We start from the raw sequence: 1,846 nt of genomic DNA on the forward strand, positions 1-1,846 counted from the left end.
GATGTCGAGAGCTTTCGCCATAGCTGCCGCTGCTCCGTCTCCCTCTGCCGACGATGCGGTCTGATGATAGGCTTCGTTGGTATTGCCCCAGCCCGACAACACTGCCAATACTGTGCGCCCGTGCCAAGGATCAAATTTATTAGTTCAGCCCTAGCTATAATTCTCCATCTTGCTTGCCACGCATATACCGGCTCGCGATTGTTGCCATAATAGAATTTCACAGACTCACCCGGCTTTTGCCACAATAAATTTAACTCCATTTCGCCATCATATTTTCGCTCCATAATCGTTTCAAATCGCTGTAAAATATTTGTCTTCATCATCTCTAAATGCCTGCTATCTTGCGGCTGCAAATAGACTTTATGCCCCAAAAGCCCGCTTACTGCGCACGCCACGTAGCCTTGCACAATAGCTTCGTTCTCGCAAATTTTATGATTTTTCGCTTCGACGGTAGTTTGCGTAAATAGAATTTCACCCAAGCTTAGCCCGTCTTTTAGCACTGCTAGCGCGATTTTACGTTCAAACTCCGGCTCGCATGAAGCAAATCGCACGCGCAAATCCTCTCCTCGCAAGATAAAATCAAACACCGTGCGTTTAAAAATTTTACCGCTTGATTCGTGCCTGTATCCTACGTGCTCTGAAGCTGGCAGATAGCGATAAAGAAAGCCCTGAATCAGCTGCGAGAGAGATTTTGTGATTTTTAGATTTTTAGTTGGTAATTTTGCGTTGATGATTAGCATTTGCGCTCCTTTGCGCGGTAAAATTTTGCCCAAGATTCGTGCAAACCTTGGGCGAATGAGCTCTAAGCGGAATTAAAATCCTATCTCTTTGATATCGGCAAACTGCAAAAACGCGCGATAAATTTGCCCGATATTTGCGATACGATTTGCGCGTATCGCGGCATCCTTGACGTTTATCATTACGTTATCAAAAAAATCATCAATCACGCCTTTAAGCCCAAATAGCGAGCGCAGATACCCACTCACGTCGTTTTCGTTGAGCTTAATCGCCCTAAACGCCGCATTTAGCGCGCGCTCAGCATCGTGTTCGAATAGGTTTTCGTCCACCGCGCCTATTTTTTCGTCCTTGATGATATTGGCTAGGCGCTTAAAAGTCGCGAAATTTTCCCCGAAATCCGCTGCTGCTGCGATCTCGCCCAGAGCTTTTATAGCCTTGCTTAGTCGCAACAGATCGTTTTCGCCGCTTGCGATGCACGCCTTGATCACCGACGGATTTATCTCGTCAAAAATTCCATATAATCTATCTTTCATAAAATCCAGCAGCTTAGAAATGTCAAATTTCTTATAATTTGGCGCCAGCTTTTGCGCCAGCGTATTCGCATCAAAGCTCAATCCTTGATTTAGTAAAATTTTAATTAGCCCCGTAGCTGCGCGGCGAAGTGCATACGGATCTTTATTGCCGCTTGGAACTTTATTGATGCTAAAAAGCCCCAGGAGCGTTTCAAATTTCATCGCCACAGCGATTACGCTACTAAATACACCGCTTGGCAGCTCGCTATCCTCGCCGCTAGGCAGATATTGTTCGCGTATCGCGCGGCATACATGATCTGCCAGTCCAGCGTGTGCGGCATAGTAGCTGCCCATAATGCCTTGAAGCTCGCTAAATTCGCCCACCATCGTGCTGCTAAGATCTGTTTTACTAAACATTACGGCATTTTCTATATCCTGCGCAAAATCCTTTTTGCCGATCTCCGCCTCAATCTGCGTAGCATAATCCGCGCTCAGTGCCTTTGCTACCGCTAGCTCGCGCACTTGCTTATCATAAACCGAGCCAAGGGCTTGCATATAGGAAATTTGCTTAAGTTTTTCAGGGCTAAATTCCGCTT

The 1,846-nt window shown here is 46.2% G+C and carries 2 protein-coding genes; both read right to left on the reverse strand.

From position 1 onward, the window contains the following. Positions 1–740 (reverse strand): hypothetical protein (locus Q0095_RS01110; protein WP_297880574.1); only part of this gene is annotated, 740 nt, incomplete at its 3' end. A gap of 72 nt (positions 741–812) precedes the next feature. Then, a partial coding sequence (gene glyS, locus Q0095_RS01115; protein WP_297880576.1) for a glycine--tRNA ligase subunit beta occupies positions 813–1,846 on the reverse strand: 1,034 nt, incomplete at its 5' end.

This window comes from uncultured Campylobacter sp. (assembly GCF_938045535.1).
Classification (GTDB): Bacteria; Campylobacterota; Campylobacteria; order Campylobacterales; family Campylobacteraceae; genus Campylobacter_B.